Annotated in this window: 26 protein-coding genes; 2 read left to right on the forward strand and 24 right to left on the reverse strand. The window is 67.3% G+C overall.

Annotation, left to right across the window (positions count from 1 at the left end; all coding sequences use genetic code 11):
* From QO207_RS03350 to QO207_RS03415, 14 genes are read right to left on the reverse strand one after another with little or no spacing between them, the layout of a single operon-like run.
* A complete protein-coding gene (locus QO207_RS03350; RefSeq protein WP_301531173.1) occupies positions 1–1257 on the reverse strand; it encodes an NAD(P)/FAD-dependent oxidoreductase in 1257 nt (418 codons plus the stop codon).
* A complete protein-coding gene (locus QO207_RS03355; protein WP_301531174.1) occupies positions 1244–2425 on the reverse strand; it encodes a sodium:proton antiporter in 1182 nt (393 codons plus the stop codon). The genes QO207_RS03350 and QO207_RS03355 overlap by 14 nt, the downstream gene beginning before the upstream one ends.
* On the reverse strand, positions 2419–4749 hold the full coding sequence (locus QO207_RS03360; RefSeq protein ID WP_301531175.1) for an MMPL family transporter: 2331 nt from the start codon (positions 4747–4749) through the stop codon (positions 2419–2421). Before QO207_RS03360 ends, QO207_RS03355 begins: the two co-directional genes overlap by 7 nt.
* Positions 4739–5332, reverse strand: a complete 594-nt coding sequence (locus QO207_RS03365; protein WP_301531176.1) for an outer membrane lipoprotein carrier protein LolA — start codon at positions 5330–5332, stop codon at positions 4739–4741. The genes QO207_RS03360 and QO207_RS03365 overlap by 11 nt, the downstream gene beginning before the upstream one ends.
* The gene (locus QO207_RS03370; RefSeq protein WP_301531177.1) at positions 5326–5763 is read right to left on the reverse strand and encodes a thioesterase family protein; all 438 of its coding nucleotides are present in this window, start codon (positions 5761–5763) and stop codon (positions 5326–5328) included. The genes QO207_RS03365 and QO207_RS03370 overlap by 7 nt, the downstream gene beginning before the upstream one ends.
* On the reverse strand, positions 5756–7297 hold the full coding sequence (gene hutH, locus QO207_RS03375) for a histidine ammonia-lyase (protein ID WP_301531178.1): 1542 nt from the start codon (positions 7295–7297) through the stop codon (positions 5756–5758). The genes QO207_RS03370 and hutH overlap by 8 nt, the downstream gene beginning before the upstream one ends.
* Positions 7281–8159, reverse strand: a complete 879-nt coding sequence (locus tag QO207_RS03380) for a glycosyl transferase (RefSeq protein ID WP_301531526.1) — start codon at positions 8157–8159, stop codon at positions 7281–7283. Before QO207_RS03380 ends, hutH begins: the two co-directional genes overlap by 17 nt.
* A 47-nt stretch (positions 8160–8206) precedes the next feature.
* Entirely contained in the window at positions 8207–8968 is a 762-nt protein-coding gene (locus QO207_RS03385) for a glycosyltransferase family 2 protein (RefSeq protein WP_301531179.1), read from the reverse strand.
* Positions 8965–10641 carry an AMP-binding protein gene (locus QO207_RS03390; protein WP_301531180.1) on the reverse strand — a complete coding sequence of 559 codons (1677 nt, stop codon included), beginning with the start codon at positions 10639–10641 and terminating at the stop codon, positions 8965–8967. The genes QO207_RS03385 and QO207_RS03390 overlap by 4 nt, the downstream gene beginning before the upstream one ends.
* Positions 10638–11183, reverse strand: a complete 546-nt coding sequence (locus tag QO207_RS03395) for a hypothetical protein (RefSeq protein ID WP_301531181.1) — start codon at positions 11181–11183, stop codon at positions 10638–10640. The genes QO207_RS03390 and QO207_RS03395 overlap by 4 nt, the downstream gene beginning before the upstream one ends.
* Positions 11180–11428, reverse strand: coding sequence for an acyl carrier protein (locus QO207_RS03400; protein ID WP_081515447.1), 249 nt, complete (start codon positions 11426–11428; stop codon positions 11180–11182). The genes QO207_RS03395 and QO207_RS03400 overlap by 4 nt, the downstream gene beginning before the upstream one ends.
* Before the next feature lie 11 nt (positions 11429–11439).
* Complete coding sequence (locus QO207_RS03405; protein ID WP_301531182.1) at positions 11440–11700, reverse strand: phosphopantetheine-binding protein; 261 nt, start codon at positions 11698–11700, stop codon at positions 11440–11442.
* Positions 11675–12487, reverse strand: a complete 813-nt coding sequence (locus tag QO207_RS03410) for a 1-acyl-sn-glycerol-3-phosphate acyltransferase (RefSeq protein WP_301531183.1) — start codon at positions 12485–12487, stop codon at positions 11675–11677. Before QO207_RS03410 ends, QO207_RS03405 begins: the two co-directional genes overlap by 26 nt.
* On the reverse strand, positions 12463–13179 hold the full coding sequence (locus QO207_RS03415) for a beta-ketoacyl synthase chain length factor (protein WP_301531184.1): 717 nt from the start codon (positions 13177–13179) through the stop codon (positions 12463–12465). Before QO207_RS03415 ends, QO207_RS03410 begins: the two co-directional genes overlap by 25 nt.
* A 314-nt stretch (positions 13180–13493) precedes the next feature.
* Between QO207_RS03415 and QO207_RS03420 the strand changes: the two genes are divergently transcribed.
* On the forward strand, positions 13494–14261 hold the full coding sequence (locus QO207_RS03420) for a ParA family protein (protein WP_138523465.1): 768 nt from the start codon (positions 13494–13496) through the stop codon (positions 14259–14261).
* 4 nt (positions 14262–14265) lie between these two features.
* On the opposite strand, the gene QO207_RS03425 is transcribed toward QO207_RS03420, so the two are convergent.
* From QO207_RS03425 to QO207_RS03440, 4 genes are all read right to left on the reverse strand, one after another.
* Positions 14266–15075: a universal stress protein gene (locus QO207_RS03425; protein ID WP_301531185.1), complete on the reverse strand. Its 810-nt coding sequence runs from the start codon at positions 15073–15075 to the stop codon at positions 14266–14268.
* Between the two features lie 76 nt (positions 15076–15151).
* On the reverse strand, positions 15152–15595 hold the full coding sequence (locus tag QO207_RS03430) for a YiiD C-terminal domain-containing protein (RefSeq protein WP_301531186.1): 444 nt from the start codon (positions 15593–15595) through the stop codon (positions 15152–15154).
* 110 nt (positions 15596–15705) lie between these two features.
* Positions 15706–16419: a PspA/IM30 family protein gene (locus QO207_RS03435; RefSeq protein ID WP_301531187.1), complete on the reverse strand. Its 714-nt coding sequence runs from the start codon at positions 16417–16419 to the stop codon at positions 15706–15708.
* A 33-nt stretch (positions 16420–16452) separates the two neighbouring features.
* Entirely contained in the window at positions 16453–16722 is a 270-nt protein-coding gene (locus QO207_RS03440; RefSeq protein WP_301531188.1) for a YiaA/YiaB family inner membrane protein, read from the reverse strand.
* A gap of 158 nt (positions 16723–16880) precedes the next feature.
* Here QO207_RS03440 and QO207_RS03445 point away from each other — a divergent pair, with 158 nt between their 5' ends.
* Positions 16881–17630: a helix-turn-helix transcriptional regulator gene (locus QO207_RS03445; RefSeq protein WP_301531189.1), complete on the forward strand. Its 750-nt coding sequence runs from the start codon at positions 16881–16883 to the stop codon at positions 17628–17630.
* Positions 17631–17659: 29 nt separating this feature from the next.
* Here the strand turns inward: QO207_RS03445 and trxC are convergent, their stop codons facing one another.
* The 6 genes from trxC to QO207_RS03475 all read right to left on the reverse strand — a co-directional run bounded on the left by trxC (position 17660) and on the right by QO207_RS03475 (position 23050).
* Positions 17660–18094, reverse strand: coding sequence for a thioredoxin TrxC (gene trxC / locus QO207_RS03450; protein WP_301531190.1), 435 nt, complete (start codon positions 18092–18094; stop codon positions 17660–17662).
* A 75-nt stretch (positions 18095–18169) separates the two neighbouring features.
* Positions 18170–18418 (reverse strand): BrnA antitoxin family protein, encoded by a 249-nt coding sequence (locus QO207_RS03455; RefSeq protein WP_301531191.1) that lies wholly within the window; start codon positions 18416–18418, stop codon positions 18170–18172.
* Positions 18396–18674: a BrnT family toxin gene (locus QO207_RS03460; protein ID WP_301531192.1), complete on the reverse strand. Its 279-nt coding sequence runs from the start codon at positions 18672–18674 to the stop codon at positions 18396–18398. Before QO207_RS03460 ends, QO207_RS03455 begins: the two co-directional genes overlap by 23 nt.
* Before the next feature lie 83 nt (positions 18675–18757).
* The gene (locus tag QO207_RS03465) at positions 18758–19078 is read right to left on the reverse strand and encodes a hypothetical protein (protein ID WP_301531193.1); all 321 of its coding nucleotides are present in this window, start codon (positions 19076–19078) and stop codon (positions 18758–18760) included.
* Between the two features lie 389 nt (positions 19079–19467).
* Complete coding sequence (locus QO207_RS03470; RefSeq protein ID WP_301531194.1) at positions 19468–21387, reverse strand: methyl-accepting chemotaxis protein; 1920 nt, start codon at positions 21385–21387, stop codon at positions 19468–19470.
* A gap of 385 nt (positions 21388–21772) precedes the next feature.
* Positions 21773–23050, reverse strand: a complete 1278-nt coding sequence (locus QO207_RS03475; RefSeq protein ID WP_301531195.1) for a bifunctional O-acetylhomoserine aminocarboxypropyltransferase/cysteine synthase — start codon at positions 23048–23050, stop codon at positions 21773–21775.
* Positions 23051–23162 lie beyond the last annotated feature (112 nt).

The following is a 23162-nucleotide window of genomic DNA, read 5'->3' on the forward strand; positions in this document are numbered from 1 at the left end:
TCAGCTGGCACAGATTTCGGAGAGCACCCGCAGGCGACGCTGCGGTTCGGCGACGAAGGGATTGCGCGTGTCCCAGGCGTAGCCGGCGAGGATCGAGCTGATCATCCGGCGGATTTCCGGAGTGGCCTTCTCGTAGAAGATCACGTCCTGGAAGCTGCCGTCGTACCAGCCCTCGACGTAGGCGCGGAAGGTATCCACGCCGCGCTTGAGCGGTTTGGCGAAGTCGTTCTCCCAGTCCACCGTCTCGCCCTTGAGCTGACGGTCGAGCAGGTTGGCCGCCATGCTGGAGGAGCGCATGGCGATGGTGACGCCGGAGGAGAACACCGGGTCGAGGAATTCCGCGGCGTTGCCCAGCAGGGCGAAGCCCGGCCCGGCGAGGCGCTTCACGTTCGCCGAGTAGCCGCCGAGGGTGCGCGCCGGGGTGTCCCACACGGCGTTCTGCAGCAGCGGGCGCAGGTTCGGCGCGGCGTCGTAGAAGCCCTTCAGGCAGGCGTCCAGGTCATCCAGCTTGCCTTCGAAGTGGCGGTCCTCGGCGACCACGCCGACCGAGGTGCGGCCATCGCTGAAGGGGATGGTCCAGTACCAGATGCCGCGTTCCTCGGGGTGGATGCTGATGAGGATCTTCTCGCGGTCGAAGTGTGGCGCGTCGATGCGGTCTTCAACATGGGTGAAGACTGCGCGGCGCACCGGGAAGCCCGACGGCGCTTCGAGGTCGAGCAGCCGCGGCAACACGCGGCCGTAGCCGCTGGCGTCGAGGACGAAGGCGCACTCCACCTCGTACTCGCTGCCGTCCAGGCGGCGCACCCGCAGGCGCGGGCAGGCGCCGGCGAAGTCGGCGGCAACGATCTCTTCCTCGTAGCGGATTTCCGCGCCCTGCAGCTCGGCCTGGTCGGCCAGCAACTGGTCGAAGCGTGCGCGCTGGACCTGGAAGGTGGTGCCCTTGCCTTCGGTGAACTTGTCGCGGAAGTCGAATGCGGTGTAACGCTCGCCCCAGCCGAAGGCCGCGCCGTGCTTGATCTGGAAGCCGGCGGCGAGCACCGCGTCGAGCATCCCGGCTTCCTCGACGAAGTCCAGGCAGTGCGACAGCAGGCTCTCGCCGATGGAGAAGCGCGGGAAGCGCTGGCGCTCCAGCACCAGCACGTCGTGGCCCTTGCGCTTGAGCAGGGCGGCAGCGATGGCGCCGGACGGGCCGGCGCCGATCACGACGACGGTGCGTTGTTCGAGTGCTGCGCCGGTAGAGGATTCAGCGAGTGACATCGGAGGGGCTCCTTGCCGGGTGGGCATCCTGGGAATCTGGCTGGGAAGTGCTGGCGGCGCGTGGACGACGCACGCCGCAAAGGGCGGGCAGCAGGGTGGCGAACAGGCTCATCAGCAGCAGGCTGAAATACAGCAGCGAGTCGATGTGGCCCTGCTGGAACAACAGGTTGAGGAAGACGATCTCGGTCAGCCCGCGAATGTTCAGCAGCAGGCTTTCCTTCCACAGTTCACCCAGGCTTGCGCCTGGCAGCGCCCAGCGCAGGCCGAGCCAGCTGCCAGCCAGCTTGCTGATTACCGGCAGCGCCAGCAGCGCCCCGAGGTACAGCCAGGAGTAGTTGGCGAGGGCATTGTGGAAGTCGATCTGCAGGATGCCGAAGGCCAGCACCAGCGGCACCAGCAGGTAGTTCTGCAGGGCCAGCGCCGCGCGGGGCGAGATCGGCAGGCGGAACGGCTGGCGCACCGCGGCCTGGGCCATCAGCCAGGTGATGGCGAACACCAGGGTGTTCAGGTGCCAGTGCTGGAAGGCGATCATCAGGCCGAAGAACGGCAGGCTGTAGGCCAGGTGCTGGCGCACGCCGAGCAGGCGCAGCAACAGCGGCACCACACCGGCCAGCAGTGGCCAGACCAGCTTGGACGGATCGCTGCTGCCCTGGGCCAGGCCGAACAGGCTCCAGCACCACAGGTCCATCAGCACCGCCGCGTGCATCAGGCGGCGGGTGGCGTCCTCGGGGTAGTCGATGTTGCGCAGGAACAGGTAGAGCACCGGGATCGCGGTGATCGAGAACAGCAGGCCGATGCCCAGCACGCTCATGCCCTCGCGCACGCCCAGAAGCCACCAGGCGCTGGCCATGCCGCAGGCCAGCGGTACGGCGAAGCTGGGCAGGGCGATCTTCAGGCTCTGGCGGCTGACGTCGAGGTCGATCACGTCGCTGAGGATGTGCCCCAGCAGCAGCGCGAAACCGATGTCGTAAAGCGGCTTGAGCCAGGGCGCGGTAACCAGCGTGCGCACCTCGAAACCCTGTCTCTGCAGCACGACGAACAGCAGCGGCAGCAGCAGGCCGGCCACCAGCAGCTGGCTGACGATGGGCAGCAGACGCAGGCGCCTCCCGCCGATCACCGCCACGGCGAACAGCGGCGGCATGGCCAGCCAGAAGAGGATCGTCAGCATGCCGGAGCTCCTTCTCGGTCGCTTTCACCTGCCCAGGGGCAGAACAGGAAACAGAACCCCAGGCCCAGGCCCACGGCCAGGCCGAAGTTGCTGATCACCGGTGTGGCCGACAGCGCCAGCAGGCCGAACGACAGCCAGGTGGTGATGGCCGCCAGCAGCACGCCGACCAGGCTCACTGCCGCACCGCCGACGCGTTCGCGCATGAGGATTGTGTAATCCACGCCGATGGCGGTCACCAGCAGCAGGCCGAACAGGCTGAACAGCGTCAGCGGCTGGCCCAGCCAGCCCAGGCTGGAAAGGCTGCACAGCGCCGCCAGCAGCGGCAGCAGGACGATGCGCAACGCGCCGCGCGGGCCGAAGGGCTTGAGCAGCAGGGCGAAGATCAGCACGCAGGAGAGCAACTTGAGTTCGGTGGCGCTGACCTGGGTGGCGGCGAACAGGCGGTTCAGCTCACCGAGGCGATCTACCAGCTGCACGCCCTCCAGCCCCTTGGCCTGCTCGGCGAGCACGCCGGCATCGGACAGGCCCTGCAGGCTCACCAGCCCGGCCACGCCGCCGTCTACCGTGCCCAGCCACAGTGGTCGCCAGGGTTCGCCCAGAGGGCCTTGCAGAGCCTGATCGAGGGACTGCGGCGGGAGTTTTTCCAGCTGCTCCAGTTCGGCTTGCAGTGCGGCCTGGGGAATGCCGAGGTCGATCAGCGCCTGCCAGTGTTGCGGCAACTGGCGCAGGGCTTCGCGGGCCTGCTGTTGCTGCTGTGCGGTGGCGAGCAGCTGGTTGAGTGCGAGGTAGCCCTTGAGCTGGCCGGAGGTGACCAGCTTGTCCAGCCGCGCCGCCAGTTCGGCCTGGCGTTGCAGCAGCTGGGTTTCATCGGCGGCGCGGACCAGGAAGAACTGGCTGGTGGGCTGGTAGCCGGTGATGCGCGCTGCGGCCTGCGCTTCGCTGAGCAGTTGCGGCTTGGCGCCCAGCCACTGGCGCAGGTCGTTCTTCACCTGCAGTTGCCACAGCCCGCCGGCGCAGAACAGCGCGACCACTGCGAGCAGCGGCCAACTGCCGGTGCGCCGGAGCAAGGACTGGCGCAGGCCGATCAGGCGTTCACCCAGCGAGAGCAGCAGCGGTTGCGGAGCGATGGCATTACCGCGCAGCAGCAGAGGCAGCAGGCCGATCACGCACAGGTAGGCGGCGAGCAGGCCGGCCACCGAGAAGGTCGCCACCTGGGTCAGCGCCGGGAAGGGCGTGCAGGCCAGCGCGAGGTAGCCGATCAGGTTGGTGGCAAGGCTGAGGAACAGCCCGCGCTGACTGAGCTTCAGCGCGCGCCACGGCTGCCAATGAGTGGCAGTCCAGGCTTTGGATAGATAGTGCAGCGGGTAGTCCGAGGCCACGCCGATCAAGCTGGCGCCGAGTACCAGGGTGAGCAGGTTGATCTTGCCGAACAGCGCGATGCACGCAGTGGCGCCGGCCAGCACGCCGACCAGCACTGGGAGGAAGGCCAGCAGTGCTCGCACGCGGCGGAACGCGAGCAGCAGCAGGAGCAGGGTGCCCAGTGCGGCGCCGCCGCCAACCCAGGTCATCTCGCGGCTGGCCTGGCGCTGGCCGTCGGCGGCGTAGAGCAGGCCGCTGGCGGCGACTATCTGCCCGCCATCGGCAGCCAGCTGCTGGCGCGCCTCGGCGATCTGCGCGGCCACGGCGCGTGGCAGGTTCATGTCGAAAGCGTCGGCGCGGGTGCGCGCACGCAGCAGCACCCAGCTGCGCCCATCGTCTTCGGCGACCAGCGCGCCGCTGCCGATGTCCAGCTGCACCTTGGCCGTCAGCGGCTGGTGGTGCTGGATGCGCAGGGCCAGGCCGAACCAGTCCTGGTCGTTGGGCAGCAGGCCGAAGCCGGAGAAGGGGTCGAAGAGTTGTTCGACGCGCTGCTGGACGAAGGCATCCGGCTCATCGGCGAGCTGGCGACGGTCATCGGCATTGAGCAGCGCGAGGCGGCCGGCGCGCAGCTGTTCGCGCAGGGCCGGCAGGTCGGCCTGCACGCCCCACTGGACCTTTTCGTAGAGGCCGCTGGCCTGCCAGCGCTCGGCCAGTTCGCGGGCGTGGGCGATGGCAGTATCACGCTCGGGGTAGCCGACCAGCACCAGCAACTCGCGGTTGAGCGGCTCCTGCATGCGCTGCTCGGCCTGCTTCTGCAAGGCGTCGCGGCTACCGCCGGGGATCAGCTCCAGCAGGTCGGTACTCAGCGGCGCGGCGCCGCGCCATTGCCAGGCGGCGAGGGCGAGCAGCGCCAGCAGCCCGGCGATTACCAGGCGCGGCAGCCACTGCTGCCGCTCAGCGGGCAAAGTCGCTGCGCTCCGCATCGGTCAGGCTGTCGCCGGGCTGGCTGCTGGTCATGCGCAGCACGGTGCGGTCGCCCTGGGCTTCGTGCAGCTCGATGCGCTGCACCAGTTCGCCGCCGGCGATCTCGATGCTGTCGAAGATCTGCTTGAGCAGCACGGCGCGCGGGGTCAGGGTGAGTGTCCAGTCGTTCGCCTCGCCGCTCAGGGCGAGGTCGAAGTCGCGCTGCAGCCCGCTGCTATCGCCCTCCAGTACGGCGAGGAACAGGCGGTTCTGCTGTGCGCTGGCACTGCGTTGCGGCAGTTGCTGCCAGCCGTTGGCGTCGCGCCGGGCAATGCCCTGGTCGTCGATGCGGTAGTCCTGCTTGAGCGGCGTCTTCAGCAGCCAGAGCAGGCCATGTTGCTTGGCGAGGACGAAGTGGCCCTTGCTCACCAGCGGCTGCGGCAGCGAGCGCAGGTGCTTCTCCTGGACGAACTCGCCGCGCACCACCGCCGGCTTGCCGAGCTGCGCGGCCAGTTGCGGCAGGTCGAAGGCGTGGGCCAGAGGTGCGAGCAGCAGGCCGCAGACCAGCAGAGCGCGCTTCAGCATGTTTCGGCCTCCAGCGCGCGCTGCACGGCGTCGATGAACACCGCGGGCGAGGCCATCTGCATCTCGCGGCTGGCAATCTCCACCGCCACCTGGGTGCTGCTGGCGCGGGTCAGGCGTTCGCCGGTCTCGGCATCGCTGATCAGGTAGTTGATCTTCAGGCGGTTCTCCCACTCCACCAGGTCGGCGCGCACGCTGATTCGCTGGCCGAAGCGCGCGCCGCGCACGTAGCGCAGCTGCAGGTCGATCACCGGCCAGGCGTAGCCGGCCTCGCGCATCTGCGAGTAGTTGTGGTCGAGCCTGTCGAGCAGGGCGCAGCGCGCGACTTCCAGATACTTGACGTAGTGGCCGTGCCAGACCACTTCCATCATGTCGACGTCGAAGAACGGCACGAGGATTTCCACCTCGGCCTGCAGTACGCCGGCCTTACGCATAGAGCCCCCAGTGGCGCGCGCGGATGCGTTCCACGCACAGGCGCAGTTCGCTTTCCAGGGCGCGGTCCTCGATCAATGGCGGGAAGTCCTGGCCAAGCTGTTCGTGCATGCCGCCCAGTGGCGCCGGCAGCGGGCGCGCGCCGGCTTCGCCGCAGCGCAGCCAGACGCCCTGTTGCGCGGCCAGCAGGGTGGCGGCGGCGACCTGTTCGGTCAGCTCCAGGGTGCGCAGGGCATCGCGCGCGGCGATGGTGCCCATGCTCACCTTGTCCTGGTTGTGGCACTCGGTGGAGCGCGAGAACACGCTGGCCGGCATGGTGTTCTTCAGTGCTTCGGCGGTCCAGGCGCTGGCGCCGATCTGCACGGCCTTGAAGCCGTGGTTGATCATCGCGCGCTCCGCTGGCGCGCCCGAGAGGTTGCTCGGCAGGCCGTGGTTGTAGCGGGTGTCCACCAGCAGCGCGAGCTGCCGGTCGAGCAGGTCGGCGACGTTGGCGACGAGGTTCTTCAGGCTGTCCATGGCGAAGGCGATGTGCCCGCCGTAGAAGTGCCCGCCGTGGAGCACGCGCTCGTCCTCGGCGTCGATGATCGGGTTGTCGTTGGCGCTGTTCAGCTCGATCTCGATGAACTGCCGCAGCAGGCCCAGGCTGTCGGCCAGCACGCCGAGCACGTGGGGTGCGCAGCGCAGCGAGTAGCGGTCCTGCAGGCGGTGCAGCGGCGCTGTCGGCGCGTCGATGGCGAGGTCCTGGCGAATCCACGCGGCGACCTGCATCTGCCCCGGATGCGGCTTGGCGGCGAACAGGCGCTCGTCGAAGTGTTCCGGGTTGCCCTGCAGAGCGATGACGTTCAGTGCGGTGACGCGCGTGGCCAGCTTGAGCAGGTAGTCGGCGCGGGAATAGGCGAGGCAGGCCAGGCCGGTCATCACCGCCGTGCCGTTCATCAAGGCCAGCGCTTCCTTGGGTCGCAGCACCAGCGGCTGCCAGCCCAGCTCGGCGTGGACGTCGGCGGCGCTGCGGCGCTCGCCGCGCCACAGCACTTCACGCTCGCCGGCGAGGGTCGCGGCAACGTAGGACAGCGGGGTGAGGTCGCCGCTGGCGCCCACCGAGCCCTCTTCCGGGATCAGCGGCAGGATGTCGAGTTCGAGGAAGGCGTGCAGGCGCTCCAGCAGCTCCAGGCGCACGCCGGAAACCCCGTGGCTCAGCGAACGCAGGCGCGCGGCGAGCACGGCGCGCACGGCGGCCGGCTCCAGCAGCTTGCCCAGGCCGCAGCCGTGGAAGGTGAACAGGTGCTGCGGCAGCGCCTCGACGTGCTCCAGCGGCACGGCCACCACGCAGGAATCGCCGTAGCCTGTGGTGACGCCGTAGATCACGCCTTCCTTGTCCAGCAGGGTGTCGAGGAACTGCGCGCCGCGGGCGATCCGTGCGCGGAACTCGGCGTCGTCATCCAGGCGGCTTTCGACGCGGCGCTCGGCGAGGGCGACGATCTGTTCGATGCTCAGGTGGCCTTGGCCGAAAACCGGCGCTTCAGTGGCTGTCGTCATGGGCTTTCCAGAACGGGTAGAAGTTGAACCACTGCTGCGGCGCGCGCAGGCAGTAGTGTTCCAGGCGCTGGGCGTAGCGCTGGGTCCAGTGTTTCAGGACCTCCGCGCGGTCGCTGCGGCGCCACTGGATGCGCTCGGCGAAGGGTTCCAGGTGCACGCGGTAGCGGCCCTCTTCCTTCAGGCAGAACATCAGGTTGGCCGGGCATTGCAGCAGCCCGGCGAGCAGCCAGGGGCCCTGCGGGAAGGCGGCTGGGGCGCCGAGGAAATCGACCTCGACATTGCGCCCGCCGTGCAGCGGAATGCGGTCGCCGGCAATCGCCAGCCACTCGCCGGCGTCCAGGCGCTGGGACAGCTGCAGCATGATCGCCGGGTCCAGCTCGCTCACCTGGATCAGCCGCAGGTGGCTGGCGCCGGATTCGCCCAACAGCTTGTTGAACTGCTCGGCGTGGCGGGTGTGCACCAGCACGTTCATGCGTACCTTTTCGCCCAGCTCGGCCAGCGCGCGGCAGACTTCGAGGTTGCCCAGGTGCGCGCCCACCAGCAGTTGGCCACGGCCGCTGCGCAGTTGCGCGCGCAGGTTGTGCGGGTCGTTCAGTTCGATGCTGGCCAGATCCAGGCGGCCGGCCCAGACGTCGAGCTTGTCGAGGATGGCGTCGGCAAACGCCATGAACTGGCCGAACACGCGGCCGGTGCTCGGGCTCAGCGAGGCGTCACCGCTGTGCTGCGCCAGGCGTTGCTGGTACTCGCGTATGGCGCCGCGAGCGCGTGTGCCGAAGAGGAAGAAGTACAGCACGATCAGGTGCAGCAGCGGCGACAGCAGGCGGCGGCCGAGGGTGCGCGCCGCCCAGGCGGTGAAGCGCATCAGCAGCAGGCTGCCGCGCTCGCGCTGTTGCGCCCAGTGCTGCGCGCTCACGCGGCACTCCGCAGGCGGCGCCAGAGGATCGCCGGCGAGCGCCAGAGCATGCCGAAGAACAGCCGGGCATGCATGGAGGAAATCAGCGCGTTGTCGTGGAATAGTCGGAAGTGCGAGAGGCCGTCGAGCGGGTAATGCACCTTCGTCGGCAGCCACTGCATCGGCTGGTTGCGCCAGGCCAGGCGGACGAGGATTTCCGGGTCGAAGTCCATGCGCCTGCCCAGCGTGGTGCTGTCGATCAGTTTCAGCGTACTGGCCAGCGGATAGACGCGGAAGCCGCACATGCCGTCGCGGATCGACAGCGACAGGCTGTTGATCCATACCCAGACGTGGGTCAGGTAGCGCGCGTAGAGGCGGCCCTTGGGCACGCTCTCGTCGTACTGCGGGTAGCCGCAGACCAGCGCCTCGGGATGCTCGCGGGAGGTGCCGAGGAAGCGCTGCACGTCGCCCAGGTCATGCTGGCCGTCGGCGTCCACCTGCAGCGCGTGGGTGAAGCCCAGGCGCGCGGCTTCGCGCAGGCCGGCCATCACTGCGCCGCCCTTGCCCTGGTTAACCGCCAGGCGCACCAGGTACGTGTCGCGGCCTGCGGCGAGCTGGTCCATCACTGCCGCGCACTCGCGGCTGGAGGCGTCGTCCACCAGCACGCAGGGCAGCCCGGCGGCGAGCAGTTCGGCGACCACCTGGGGCAGCGCGTGCTCGTGGTTGTACACCGGGATCACGGCGCAGGGCCCCTTGCTCGCATCAATCACAGGGCTCATGCGTCCGCCCCCAGCAGGATGCGCCCGGAGGAACAGGCCGCCTCGCCACGGGTGAAGGCGAAGTACAGCTTGCCGCGCGCGGCGTCCCAGCGCAGGGCCAGTTGGCAGAGGTCGCCCGGCCGCAGCAGTTGCTGGAACTTCAGCACTTCCATGCCGCCGAAACGCGGCGGCAGGTCGAAGACCTGGCGGCCCAGCTGCTGCGCCCACTGCACCTGCACCACGCCCGGCAGCACCGGGGCCTTGGGGAAGTGGCCGGGGAAGTAGGCGAGGTCGAGGGGGATTTCCAGCTGGAAGCGCTGCTCGCCATCGGCTTCGCTGCGTGCCAGAACTTCGGGGTCGTGGCTGCGCGGTGCGTGCAGCAGTTCGTCCACCAGGCTTTGCGGCAGCTTGCCCTGGGCGTTGCCCGGCAGGCGTCGCAGCAGGCGCCAGCGGCGCGGCAGGGCGAGGGCTTCGCAGTGGTCGGCGAGGTGTTCGCGCAGGCGCTGGGTCAGCGCACGGCGGCCGCCGTTGCGCAGCTCATGCAGGCCGGCGTCGCTCAGGGCGACCAGTGCGCCGAGGCTGGCACGGTTCTCCTGCACCACGCCCAGGCGCGCTTCGCTGACGAAGGGGTGCTTCATCAGCGCGGCTTCCAGTTGCGGCAGGGAGATGCGCTTTTCTTCCAGCTTGACGATGCGGTCGAGTCGGCCGAGCAGCTCGAAGCGGCCGTCGGCGCAGATTCGCGCGGCGTCGGCGGTCTGTTCGGTTTCACCCGGCGGCAGGTAGGTCGATTCGATGCGCAGCGCGCCGTGCTCGTCCTGGCTCAGGGTTACTCCGTCGAACGGCTGCCACAGCTGGCCGCCCTGGCGCCAGGCGATGCCGCCGGTCTCGGAGCTGCCGTAGATTTCCGTGGGCGCCTGGCCGAGGCGTTCGTGCAGCAATTCGCCGGCTTCGGCCGGCAGCGGGCCGCCGGAGGAGAACACCCGCACCACCGGGCGCAATGCCGGCCAGTCGAGGTTGTCGCCCATGCGCTTGAGCAGCGCCGGGCTGCCGACCCAGGCGAAGCGCGGCTGGTCGAGGCTCAGGCGTTGCAGGTCTTCCGGGAAGGCGATCTGTCGACGGAGGAACGCGCGGCCGGCGGACAGCGGCCAGAGCACGCGGAACAGCAGGCCGTAGATGTGTTGTGCGGCGACGCTGCCGAGCAGGCGCGCGTCGCCCAGCTCTTCGCCCCAGAGGGCTTCGAGGACCTGCACTTCATTGCTCAGCTGGCGCAGCGACTTGCCGATCAGTTTCGGCTCGCCGGTGGAGCCGGAGGTGCTGAGCACCAGGCGGCAGGCGTCGAGGTCGAGCTCGGAGGGTGTCACTGCCGGGCCGTTCAGCTCGGCCAGCAACAGGTCGCCGGGTTGGTCGCCGATCCAGGCGTCGATCTGCGTCGCCAGCCGCTCGCGGCTGTGGGCGATGTTGTCGGCCGGCAGAACGGCTTCGGCGCCGGCCAGCCAACAGGCGTAGAGGGCGATGGCCAGCTCGGCAGCGTCTTCCAGGTGGATCGCCACGCGGCGCGCTTCACGCTGGCGCAGGGCACCGGCAGTGCTGCACGTGCGCTGCAGGAAATCGCCGGCCAGCAGCTCGGGCTCCAGCGCCAGTGGGCGCTCGGCGGGCAGCTCCAGTAGCAGCCGGGCGAGGGAAATCGGTTTCATCCTTGACCTCTGACCCGCTGCCGCACCAGCCACTCGACGGCGAACAGCACGCCCATCAGCAGGTAGGAAATCAGGCCGTTGTACAGCGTCCACCAGGCCAGCGGCGCCCACAATGTAAGGGCCGCGGCGATCAGGCCGTTGCCGAGAAAGAACAGCACCCAGGCCTGGGTCACCAGGCGGGTGTAGCGCACCGCGTGGGGCGGCAGGTCCGGCTCGCGCAGGCGCGCCAGGCGCTCCACCAGCGGCGGGCCGAACTTCAGGCTGAGGGCGAACAGGCACAGCAGGCCGCCGCTGATCAGCACCGGGTACCAGCGCAGCAGGTGCGGTTCGTTGACCAGCCACAGGACGATGCAGAACAGCACGGCGGCCAGGGCCATCCAGCGTTGGCCGGGGCGTTGCCCGCTGCCCAGGCTGCGGGCGAACCACAGGCCGCCCAGCAGCAGGGCGAAGAACTTCGGCGACAGGTGATCGATGCCGAAATAGATCGCGAACGGATAGAGCAACCCGGCCAGCAGCAGGCCGAGCCCGACCAGGCGTGTCATGGGTTGGCCAGGCGATAGACCGCTTCGACCACATCACCGACGGTGCGCACCGACTTGAACTCCTCGGCGGCGATCTTCTTGCCGGTCTGGCGCTTGAGGTGGTCGATCAGGTCGACGGCGTCGATGCTGTCGATCTCCAGGTCCTGGTACAGGTTGGCGTCGAGGCTGATCTGCTCCGGCTCCAGTTCGAACAGCTCGACCAGGGCGTCGCGCAGGGTGTTGAAAATATCCTCACGGGTTTGCATGGTCAGCGGTCTCAGGCGGCTTTCTTGGCGGTCACGAACGCCGCCAGGCTCGCCACGTTGGCGAAGTGCTGGCGGGTGTCCTTGGCATCGGCGTCGATCTTGATGCCGTAGCGTTTCTGGATGGCCAGGCCCAGTTCCAGGGCGTCGACCGAGTCCAGGCCGAGGCCGTCGCCGAACAGCGCGTCCTCGGCGTCGATGTCATCGGGGCCGATGTCTTCGAGGCCGAGGGCGTCGATGATCAGCTGTTTAATCTCCAGTTGCAGATCGCTCATCTCTTGCGAGCTCCTTGGTGAAATGCTGGTGCAGGAAGGCATTGAGCCGGCGTGAGGCCGCCGGGGGCGGGCCCTGGCTGGCAAAGACCTGGGGGTCCAGGTCGTCGCCGACGCGCAGGCGGAACTGCACGCGGCGAGCGGGAATGCTGTACCAGGGCTCGGCCTTGGTCAGGGTGGTCGGCGTGACGGTGATGGTCACCGGGGTGATCACGCTGGCGCCGCGCAGGGCGATGGACGCCGCGCCGCGATGGAATTCGGGGGCCTTGCCCGGCGTGGTGCGGGTGCCTTCGGGGAAGACGATCAGGGTCTGGCCCTGCTGCAGCGCTTCCACGGCCTCGTCGAACATGTCCATGCTGCCGTTGTTGCTGATGTACTGCGCCGCCGTCACCGGGCCACGGGTGAAGGGGTTGGCGAACAGGCTCTGCTTGACCACGCAATTGGCGTCGCGGATCAGGCCGATGAGGAACACCACGTCGATCAGAGAGGGGTGGTTGGCGATCACCATCTGCCCCGGACGGCCCAGGCGCTCGATGCCTTCCACTTCGTACGTCAGCACGCCGCTGCGCTGCATGATCTGCACGAACAGCCAGAACAGCCGGCTCACCGTCTGCCGCGCGCGGCTGCGACGGCGCAGGGCATCGCCCGGCAGCAGGCTCAGCAGCGGAAACACCAGCACCCGCAGCAGCAAGCCACCGATACCGAAGATGGCGAAGCACAGGCCGGTGGCGAACAGGCGCCACAGCCAAGCGTTGGCGCGCTTGCTCAGTGGTTGCGTTGCCAGGTCCATAGACGCTTCTTCCAGGGATGGTGGATCAGGCTGGTGTGCTCGATCAGCGCGCGCACCAGGTTCAGGGCATTGGGGGCAGACGGCGGAGCAAGCGCCGTGCCGTTCTCCGCAAGCTCCAGCGACCATTCGCTGCCGGCTGTCAGGCGCAGGGCCACGGCGTAGGGGAATGGCACGTCGTCGACCCAGGGCGAGTACAGCTCCGGTACCGGCTCCTCGGTCACCACCAGCAGCACCTCCGGCGCGCCCTCGGCGAGCAGCGCGGCAGCTTCCAGCAAGCCATGCTCAAAGCCGTCACGTTCGCCGGCGATCGCCGTCATTTCGCTGGTGTCCTGCCGCAGGATCGACCACAGCCCGATCACCGCGTTGTGCACGGAAAGGCTGAACTGGGTCGGGGACAGTGGTTGTTCGACGGCCAGCTCGCGCAGCAGTTCCAGGCTGCGGCCGGTTTCACCGTGGCGGGAGACGAAGATCAGTGGCATCGCCGGGCGCCCGTCGGCCAGGGGCCAGGCGACCGCAAATACCATGCGTGCCAGCGGGCTCAGGCGGCGGCGCTGCATCGCGGGGAGAAAGGCGACATCCGGTTGGGCGGCGGCGTCAGGAAGACGTTCTTCCCGTATCCAGCTCTGCCAGTCGGCGATCGTGGACAGGCCCGGGGCCCAGGCGCTCCACTGGTCGATATTGAATTGAATCACGCTGCGAGCTCTTGTTGGCCCCTGTGGGCATACCGGTCGGCTAATGGGTCTTCCTTGATCCACCAAGAGCTTCGTCGACACGTGCCATGGCGCAGGGCCGGTATTATCCCGGTCGCGCTGCTGTCAAGCAAACTTTTGCTTACAAAAGGGGCGGCCTTGAAAAGGGGACGTTTCTCAATTTAACGCCGACATTATTACGATGCGCCGTAAGACGCGCCTTCGGCCGCCGAGCGGTAGCGTGTCAGGGTGCTCGCCCTTGTCATGGGCTTTGCATAGAATCCCGAGGTCTTGAATGGTTCCTGGAGGGATGGCTCATGCGGCGCGTGGTGTTCAATCAGAAGGGCGGGGTAGGCAAGTCGAGCATCGCCTGCAACCTGGCGGCAGTGAGCGCGGCGGAGGGCTATCGCACGCTGCTGGTGGACCTGGACGCCCAGGCCAACTCCACCCACTACCTCACCGGCCTGACCGGAGAAGACCTGCCGGTGGGCATTGCCGACTTCTTCAAGCAGACGCTCTCGTCCGGGCCTTTCAGCCGCAAGGGCAAGGTCGACATCTACGAGACGCCCTTCGACAACCTGCACATCGTCACCGCCAGCCCGGAGCTGGCCGACCTGCAGCCCAAGCTTGAGCAGAAGCACAAGATCAACAAGCTGCGCAAACTGCTGGACGAGCTCTCCGAAGACTACGACCGCATCTACCTGGATACCCCGCCGGCACTGAACTTCTATACGGTTTCCGCGCTGATCGCCGCCGATCGCTGCTTGATCCCCTTCGACTGCGACAGCTTCTCGCGCCAGGCACTGTACGGCCTGCTGCAGGAGATCGAAGAACTGAAGGAAGACCACAACGAGGAGCTGGAAGTCGAAGGCATCGTGGTCAACCAGTTCCAGCCGCGCGCGACCCTGCCGCAGCAACTGCTCGACGAACTGGTGGAAGAGGAACTGCCGGTGTTGCCGGTGTACCTGATGAGCTCGGTGAAGATGCGCGAGTCGCACCAGGCCTGCACCCCGCTGATCTTCCTCGAACCCCGACACAAGCTGACCCAGCAGTTCGTCGAACTGCACAACCTGCTGGAAGCCTGAGCGCTTACTGGCTGATCAGCACGTCGCAGGGCGGCCGGCGCAGGAAATAGCGCGTCGAGCTGCCCAGCATGGCCTGCTCGATGGCGCCGCGGCTGCGGCTGCCGAGTACCAGCAGGTCCGGCGTCCACTCCCGCAACGCCGTCTCCAGCGCCTGCTGGGGCGTGCCCTGCTGCACCGCGCAAAGCAATTGCGGCCCGTTGGCCGGCACCTGCGAGCGCTCATCCTGCAGCGCCTGGCGCAGCAGTTCGCGCTGGGTCTCCAGGTGGCTGTCGGCGCGGCCGGCCTTCTTGCCTGGCTGGTAGGCGTTGAGCGCCAGCAGCTCGGCGTCGGCCGCGAGCAGCCGGTAGCCGGCGCGCCAGGCCTGGCAGGAACAGTGCGACAGGTCGAGCCCGACCAGCGCCTTGGCGTAGGGCGCGGCGGATTCTTCCACCGCCAGCAGGATCGGAGCGCGGCAATGCCGGGCGATGCGCTCCAGGGTGGTGCCGTCGAAGCGCTCCAGCAGTTGCTGGTGGTGTGCGCCGATCACCAGCAGGTCGGCGCCCAGCTCCTGCGCCGTCTGGGTGACGGTATTCGCCGCGCGACCCTGGCGGATCACCAGCTGGTAGTCGGCGATATCGCTGGCGCGGGCGGCATCGCGCAGTGCCACCTCGGCAGCTTCGCGCACCGTGGCCATCATGCGGTCGGGAAAGTATTCCTCGATCACGTGCAGCAGCGTGACGCTGGCGCCGTGCTGGCGAGCCAGCTGCGCGGCACGACGTACGGCGATATCCGCCTCGACACTGAGGTCGTGGGCGACGAGCAGGTTCCTGTACATGGTGGCTTCCCTCTGTGGCGCTTCCACTGTCGCGCCACGTAGGAAATTTCACCTTGATGCAGGGCAATGGCCCGTTTCAGCGGCTCCGCAGCTGATAGACGGAGTGGCTTTCGGCAACCACGTTGCCGTCCGTGTCCTTCAGTTGCAGGTCGAGGACGAACTCGGACTTGCCGTGCTGCGTCGCCTCCTCGCCGATGCGCTGGAGTTCCGCCTCGCTCAGGTAGGCGTCCACCGTCACGTCGGTGGTGGCCGGCCGCAGGAAGCGCAGGCCGGACTCCTTGACGATGGGGTAGAAGCGGTGGGCATCGAAGCTGGCCACGGTCAGCACACCGCCGGGCAGCTCGGCGACGGTGAACAGCGCGCCGGCGTACATGTTGTGGACGTGGTTCTCGTTGCCCTTGAGCGGCATGCGCAGGCGCACGTGGCCTGGCTCCAGCACCTCGGCCTTGAGGCCGGTGCGCTTGACGAAGGCGATGTGCTCTTCGGTGAGCTGACGGATGAATTCGATGGGATGAGGCATGGGCGCGCTCCGCTTCGCCTGGAAAGGTGTCTGCCCAAGCCTAGCCGCCCCGCGCGGCCTGGCAATGACCGCGCGGATTGACCGAATCGCTCGCCGCGATGTGCTTTGTATCAGCGTGCGTCGCCCGCTTCAGGCGCGCTGCTGTCGCTTTGCCTGAGGCGCTGCAATACCGCGTGCGCATCGTGGCTGGCGATAATCCCGGCGGCTTGTAGGCGTCGCTCCAGCGGTGCGTCGTTCTCTTCGTCCAGCAGCGTTCTGGCAGCCTGCTCCCGATCCTCGAACGCTTGCTGGCGCTTGCGGATGCGGATCAGCGACTCCTGCATCGCCGCCATCCGCCCCTGGAGCTGGTGCTGATGGCTGCCGATCTGCTCGCTGGCCTGCTGGGCGCTGGCCGTGGCGCGTACCTGGACCAGTTCCCGGCGATGCTCCTGGATGGCCTGCGCACTGGCTTGCAGGCGGGCCTTGAGCCGCGCTTCCTGAGCGCAGAGGTGGCTGATCTGGCGATCCTGCTCGCTGCTCTGGGTTTCCAGCCGCGCCACGAGCCCGGCCACTTCCAACGCCAGGGATTCATCGCCCTGCGCCAGTGCAGCCCTGGCCTGCGCCTCGCGCTTTTGCAGCAGTTGCTGCTGCGCCGCCCGCTCGCGTTCCAGGCCGATGCGCTCCGCGCAGAGCAGGGTCAGTTGCTGCCGGGCTGCCACCAGCGCGCCATCCGCGTCATGCAGCTCCTGTTCGAGAATGCGCAGGGCATTGGCATCCACCAGCCACTCCACCGACTCGCGGGCCTGGCCGCGCAGCAGGCTGCCCAACTTGTTCCATACGCTCATCGCTCGTCTCCTGGGGCAGGTTGCCGCTGGGGCTTACTCGGAAAATTCCTTGAGGATCTTCTGCGTCTTGGCTTCGCTGATGCGGTTGATCAGGCGTTCGCCCTCATGCTGGTCGCGCAGGGTTTTCGTCAGGGTGATGGTCGAGTTCACCAGGAACACCGCGCAGATGGTCATGTAGCCCTTGACCGTCAGATCGGCCGGCATGAAGACGATGCCCAGCGTCGTGGCGAGAAGGGACAGCGCGAAGGAAACCTTGATGAAAAACAGCCAGTACGCAGAGTTGAGTTGCACGTCGGATTGCATGGCTGACCTCCGGGGTCATGGTCGCTGAGACAGCCGCAGAGTGCGGTCAGGTATCGCCAGTCGCAACCTGAACTCCCACTGTTTAGTATTGAGATACAGCGAGTATCGCAAATCGATACTTTTCAGCAGGACCGGTGCCTGCTCGACCGGAGCGACCCATGGCCTCTTCCCAGCAACTGATCATTGCCCTGAAACAGCAACTCAAACAGAAGGGGCTGACCTACCAGCATCTGGCCGTCGCGCTCGGCATTTCGGAGCCGACGCTCAAGCGCTGGTTCTCCCAGGGCAACCTGAGCCTCAAGCAACTGGATGCGGTGTGCGAACAGCTCGGCGTGCCGCTTTCCGAGCTGGCGCAGCTTGCCGAGGAGCAGGAGAAGATCCACCAGCTGTCCACCGAGCAGGAGTCCCGGCTGGTGGCCGACCTGCGGCTGCTGTTGGTGGCCCTGGCGCTGCTGAATCACTGGCGCTTCGAGCAGATCCTGCAGACCTATACCTTCAGCGCCACCGAGTTGGTCCAGTTGCTGGCGCAGCTGGACCGCATGCGCTTCATCGAACTGCAGCCGAACAACCGCGTGCGGCTCAAGGTGTCAGCGGACTTCGCCTGGCAGGTGGGCGGCCCGATACAGGGCTTCTTCGAGCAGCAGGTGCAGCGGGAGTTCTTCCAGTGCTCCTTCGACCGTCCCGGCGAGCTGCGCCTGGTGGTCAGCGGCATGCTCAGCCGCGCCAGCAACGCGGTGATGCAGCAGAAAATGCAGCGCCTGCTCCGCGACTTCCGTGCCCTGCACGACAAGGACTCGCAGCTTGCACTGGAGGACAAGCACGGCACCAGCCTGGTGGTCGCCGTCCGCCCGTGGGAGCTGGCGGCCTTCACCCGGTGGCGCAAGCCGGGCCTGGAAAAGCGCTTCTGAGCGCTCGGCCAGCCCGGCTCCGATAGAACTCAGATGCCTTGGCGGGCCAGCCAGTCGAGCAGTTGCGGCAGTGGCATCGCTCCGCTCTGGCGCGCCACCTCCTGACCGTTGCGCAGCAGGATCAGGCTCGGGATCGAACGAATCCCCAGGCGCGTGGACAGGTTCGGGTTAGCATCGCTGTCCAGCTTGGCCAGCCGCACCTTGCCCGAAAGCCGCACCGCCGCCTGCTCGAACACCGGCGCAAAACCCTTGCACGGCCCGCACCAGTCCGCCCAGACATCCACCAGCAACGGCAGATCGCCCTTGGCCTGGGCAGCGAAGCCCGCTTCGTCCAGATCGAACGGCCGATCCAGCACGATCGGCGACTGACAGCGCCCGCAACTGGGCGAATCACCCAGCCGCTCGGCGGGCACGCGGTTCAGGCCGTTGCAGTTGGGGCAGGGGATGATCAGGGAATCGGACATGATGGGGCTCCTCGGGGTATGGGGAGCTAGGTGGTGGCGATCCGGGGATAATCAACTGTCCGGCTTCGAAGTTGATCAGTTCCGATGGGCCTGCATGTACTGCCGAAGTAGCTGGTTGATACGGGTCTGATAGCCCGCACCCTGGCTCTTGAACCACTCCAGCACGTCCGCGTCCAGGCGGATGGTGACGGCCTGTTTGGCGGGCACGTGGAGTTCGGCGTTCTTGAAGAAGTCTTCGCCCAGTTCGGGGATATCGCTGGTGTTGATGTCCTTGTCCTTGAGTTTGCTCAGGCGCTTGAAGTCAGTTTTCGATGGTTTGGACATAGTGTCTGGCCTCCCGTCTGGTGGCTTTTCGGGCGGAGATGATGCGGACTACCTCGCCCTCTCGTTCGGTGCTCACGACCACGCCGATCAACGACCTGATCCGGCCAAGGTTGATCCAGCGTTCCTCTGCGTAGTCCTCGCGATCATCGCGATGGGCGAGGTAGGGCTGCTGGAACAGTTCCATGGCGTCGTTGAAGTCGATCCCGTGTTTGCGGATGTTCGCCAGGTTCTTGGCTTCGTCCCATTCGAATAGCATCGTGCTCTCCGTATTGACGTTTGTACATACACGGCCACGCTTCTGATCCCTTTGCGCGACGAGAGGGCTTGTTCCTGCGGGGTCTAGCGCTGACCTCCGCGCCGTTCATGGTCTGCCTGATAAAGCGAGTGCGCATCGGAGGCCAGCAGCAGGAGGGAGCGGCTGATCTGCAGGACGTTGCGCATGGGCTGGGCGTCGAGGGTGGAGAGGGAGAGGATGCCGAGCAGGTCGATGACGGCGCTCAGGCGGTCTTCGGCGGCGTTGTAGAGTTCGTCGGCCGGGGCGTCGGTGCGCAGGTAGAGGGTGGCGTTGCGGGGATGGGCGTGGTGTTGTGAGTCGGTTCCCAGTGGGATGAAGCGGTCGGACTCGGTGGGAATGGGTGACGTAGTATGGGCGATAGCCATGATCAGTTGCCTATGAGCTGGTTGTGGTTAGCGGGCCTTCGGTGTTGGTAGCACCGGGGGCTCGCGTCTTTTTGATCCGTGCCGTTCGGTAGTTCGGATCGCAATCTTCCGTCGCGTAGAAAATGCAGGAAAATTCATGCATCGTGCGGTGTTTGGTCGGGAAGATGTCGCTATTCTACAAATTCGAGACGAGCAGGAACCCGGCTGGATGGGGAATCCACCGTGTCTGGCAGGAGCTTGCGAAAAAGCGGGTGAGGGCGGGGTAGGACGGCGGGAAAGGGATGTAGTCCCGCCTGGTTTTGTGCCAGGCGGGTTCGCGAGCAAGCTCGCTCCTACGAAAAGCGGAATTGCCTAAGTGGGGCCGCCGGTGGTGCCGGCGGCCCTTCGGATCACACGCGGAAGTGGCTGACCAGGGTTTGCAGTTGGCCGCCCAGGCGCGCCAGTTCGACGCTCGACGCGGCGACTTCCTGGTTGGCCGAGGCGGTCTGTTCGGAGACGTCGCGGACGTTGACCACGCTGCGGCTGATTTCCTCGGCGACGGCGCTCTGTTCCTCGGCGGCGGTGGCGATCTGCTGGTTCATCGCCTGGATGTTGGAGACGGTGCGGGTGATCTCGTCGAGGGATTCGCCGGCCTGGCGGCTGAGGGCGACACTGCTGGCGGTGAGTTCGCGGCTGCCGAGCATGACGCTGGAGACCTGGCGGGTACCGCTCTGCAGGCCAGCGACCAGGGCTTCGATCTCTTCGGTGGATTGCTGGGTGCGCTGGGCCAGGCCACGCACTTCGTCGGCGACCACGGCGAAACCGCGCCCGGCCTCGCCGGCGCGGGCTGCTTCGATGGCGGCATTGAGGGCCAGCAGGTTGGTCTGCTCGGCCACCGACTTGATCACGTCCATGACCTTGCCGATCTTCTCGCTTTCCTGTTCCAGGCGCTGCATGGCTTCGGCGGAGCGTTCGACTTCCTCGGCCAGGCGCTCGATCTGTTCCACGGCCTTGTTCACCACGCGGTCGCCGTCCTGGGCCTGGTGGTCGGCGGCGGAAGCGGCCTGGGAGGCCTGCTCGGCGTTGCGCGCGACTTCCTGCACGGTGGCGGACATCTCGTGCATGGCGGTGGCGACCTGGTCGGTCTCGACCTTCTGGGTGTTGGCGCCGGCGCTGGTCTGCTCGGTGACGGCGGAGAGTTCTTCGGCGGCGCTGGCGATCTGGGTGACGCCGTCGCGGATGCCGCCGATCAGTTCGCGCAGGCTCTGGCTCATGCGCTGCATGCTCTGTTGCAGGCGGCCGAGTTCGTCGCGGCGGCTGACCTGGATGGTCTGTGACAGGTCGCCGGCGGCGATGCGGTCGACCACGGCCATGGTGTCGTGCAGCGGGCGGGTGATCTGGCGGGTGATGATCAGCGCGGCGATGCTGCCCAGGACCAGTGCGAGCAGCGTGACCAGGGTCTGCAGGCTGCGGGCGCTGGCGCTTTCGGCGTCGCGGCGGTCGAGCTGCAGCTGGTAGAGGTTTTCGCTGATCTTGACGATGTCCTGGCCCTGGGTGGTCATTTCCTTGCGGGCCTGGACGATGGCGGCCATGTTCTGCCGCAGGCTGACGACGGCATCGCGGTAGGCGCGCAGGGCGCTGCCGAGCTGTTCGACGTAGGTGGCTTCAGCGGCGCCGAGCACGCTGCCCAGCGCGGGCAGGCCGGCGATGCTTTCGTCGAGGCCGCGGGTGACGTTGTCACCGTTGCTGGTGAGGGCGGTGGCGAGGTAGTCGCGTACGTCGTAGCGGGCCTGCAGCAGGTCTTCGCGGGTACCGGTGATGGCCTGGAAGCGGGTGGCGCGCTCTTCGTCGGCCGGGGCCTTGAGGATGTCTTCCTGGATCTTCGCGGTCAGGTCGGTGGCGCGGGCGGCGTTGTCCTGCAGGGCGCGGCGGCTGACGCCGGCGCTCTGGTAGCCGGCGCGCATGGCGGCGAGGGATTTCTCGTAGTCAGCGATGATGCCGCCGAGCTGGTCGAGCATGCGCACGTTCTCGGGGCTGACGAAGCTGGCGCGCAGCTTCTGCTGCTGCGCCTTGAAGTCGGCCAGGGTGGTCATGACGTTGGCGGCTTCCTGCTCGGCGCCGTCGGCGATCATGTATTGCAGGCGGGTGATGCGCAGCTTGGTGAGGCGCGAGTTCAGCTCGGTGATGTCGCTCATCCAGTTGCTGCGGTCGATCAGCGAGCCGAGGCCGACCCAACTGACGATGGCGAGGATGGCGGTGAAGGCGAGCACGAGGCCGAAGCCCAGGGCCAACTTGAGGTTCACACTCAGGTTGGATATCCAGCTGTTCATTGACGATCTCCATGAAGGGTGGTGTGAAGTCAGGCCGTTCGGAGATTGTTGTTATTGGGGGCCAGGGTGGCGAACCACGTTCCTGCACTATCGGCAGGCTTGGGCGGAACCCGATGGTGGCGAGCGAAAAAAGTTATCCACCGGCCGGCGCCGGAGCGGGTCGGAGTGCGGATGACGGGGGAGGGGAAGCGGTGGGATGGCCGCGCAATTCCCTTTTCGCAGGCGTATCGGATGGCGCGATTGCGCCGCTGCCGGGTGGCAGGCAGGGGCGGCATTGTACGGAATGGTGAGGCCATCGTCTGCACGATGATGGCATCTGGATATTGCGGTCTTCGATGGCAAGGGATGGCGAGGCACCGGGCGGTGCCTCGCGGGTGCCTGCCGATCAGGCCTTGGCGGCGTCCAGCGCCTGGGCGAGGTCGGCGAGGATGTCGTCGATGTGCTCGATGCCGATGGACAGCCGCACCATGTCGCGCGGCACGCCGGCCTTCTGCAGCTCCTCGTCGTTGAGCTGGCGATGGGTGGTGGAGGCCGGGTGGCAGGCCAGGGACTTGGCGTCGCCGATGTTGACCAGGCGCACCACCAGCTTGAGCGCGTCGATGAAGCGCGCGCCGGCTTCCTGGCCGCCCTTGATGCCGAACGAGAGGATCGACGCGGGCTTGCCGCCCATGTAGCGCAGCGCCAGTTCCTGCTCGGGGTGGTCGGCGAGGCCGGCGTATTTCACCCAGCTGACTTGCGGGTGGTCCTGCAGGTACTGGGCGACTTTCACCGCGTTCTCGCAGTGGCGCTCCATGCGCAGGGCGAGGGTTTCCAGGCCTTGCAGGATGAGGAAGGCGTTGAACGGCGAGAGCGCGGCGCCGGTGTTGCGCAGCGGCACGACGCGGCAGCGGCCGATGAAGGCGGCGGGGCCGAAGGCTTCGGTGTAGGTGACGCCGTGGTAGGACGCATCCGGCGTGTTGAGCAGCGGGAAGCGCTCCTTGTTGTCGGCCCAGGGGAATTTGCCGGAGTCGACGACGATGCCGCCGATGCTGGTGCCGTGGCCGCCGATGTACTTGGTCAGCGAGTGCACGACGATGTCCGCGCCATGCTCGAACGGGCGGCAGAGGATCGGTGTGGCGACGGTGTTGTCGACGATCAGCGGCACGCCGTGGCGGTGCGCGGCATCGGCCAGGGCCTGGAGATCGACGATGTTACCCGCCGGGTTGCCGATGGATTCGCAGAACACCGCCTTGGTACGCTCGTCGATCAGCGCTTCGAGGGCGGCGATGTCGTCGTGGGCGGCGAAGCGGGTCTGGATGCCGAAGCGCGGCAGGGTGTGGGCGAACAGGTTGTAGGTGCCGCCATAGAGCTTGGCCACCGAGACAATGTTGTCGCCGGCTTCGGCGACGGTCTGGATGGCGTAGGTGATGGCGGCCATGCCGGAAGCCACGGCCAGCGCCGCGACGCCGCCTTCGAGGGCGGCCACGCGCTCCTCCAGCACCGCGTTGGTGGGGTTCATGATGCGCGTGTAGATGTTGCCGGCGACCTTCAGGTCGAACAGGTCGGCACCGTGCTGGGTGTCGTCGAAGGCGTAGGAGCTGGTCTGGTAGATCGGCACGGCCACGGCCTTGGTGGTCGGGTCGGGGCTGTAGCCGGCGTGGATGGCCAGGGTTTCCGGTTTCATTGTTCGAGCGTCCTTGTGGCAGAAAGCCCCGAGGATGCGAGCGGCGCCCGGCCCCGGTCAATGACCGGGAGCAATGCCGGCTGGGCGCCGCTAGATCGCTTTTCGCTGAGCT

The organism is Pseudomonas sp. CAN1 (genome assembly GCF_030462585.1).
Lineage (GTDB): Bacteria > Pseudomonadota > Gammaproteobacteria > Pseudomonadales > Pseudomonadaceae > Pseudomonas.